The organism is Rhizobium mesosinicum (assembly GCF_019511345.1).
In the GTDB taxonomy this organism is placed as follows: Bacteria; Pseudomonadota; Alphaproteobacteria; order Rhizobiales; family Rhizobiaceae; genus Rhizobium; species Rhizobium mesosinicum.
In genome coordinates this window covers 1-891 of the sequence record NZ_JAEUAK010000029.1, presented here as the reverse complement: position 1 = coordinate 891, position 891 = coordinate 1, and the positions used below count along the sequence as shown (strand labels likewise).

Below are 891 nucleotides of genomic sequence, written 5' to 3'. Positions count from 1 at the left end.
TGGCCTACACCGGGTCGGCAGCCTTCACCGGCACTGGCAACGCTGCGGCGAACGTGATCACCGGCGGTGTCGGCGCCGACACACTGAACGGGGGAGCAGGCGCCGACACGCTGATCGGCGGAGCCGGTAACGACACCTACATCGTGGATGTCGCCGGTGACGTGGTCACTGAAGATGCGGACGCTGGAATTGATACGGTCAAGACCGCGCTTGCGGCCTATACGCTTGCCGACAATGTCGAGAACCTGACCTATACGGGCACGGTGGCCTTCATCGGAACGGGCAACGATCTTGCCAACACGATCACCGGAGGAGCTGCGGCCGACCGGCTGTCGGGTGGCGACGGTGACGACACGCTGAACGGCGGAGCCGGTGCGGATACGCTGATCGGCGGAGCCGGCAACGACACCTACATCGTGGATGTCGCCGGTGACGTAGTCACTGAAGATGCGGACGCTGGAATTGATACGGTCAAGACCGCGCTTGCGATCTACACGATCGGCGCCAATGTCGAGAACCTGGCCTACACCGGGTCGGCAGCCTTCACCGGCACCGGCAATGCTGCGGCGAACGTGATCACCGGCGGTGCAGGCAACGACACGCTGAACGGCGGAGCCGGTGTGGATACGCTGATCGGCGGAGCCGGTAACGACACCTACATCGTTGACAATGCCGGTGACGTCGTCACCGAAAGTGTCGATGCGGGGATCGATACGGTGAAGGCTGGCTCGGCGGCCTATACGCTTGCCGCCAATGTGGAGGATCTGACCTTCACCGGTAGCGGCAATTTTGCCGGGACGGGCAATATACTGGCCAACACGATCACCGGGGGCGCCGGCAACGACGTTCTGGACGGTGGTGCGGGTCACGACAGGCTGATCGGCGGGGCCG

1 protein-coding gene is annotated in these 891 nt (G+C 63.9%); it reads left to right on the top strand.

Annotation, left to right across the window (positions count from 1 at the left end; genetic code table 11):
- The coding region (locus JNB85_RS30430) for a calcium-binding protein (RefSeq protein WP_220338119.1) at window positions 1-891 on the top strand (891 nt) is incomplete at both ends.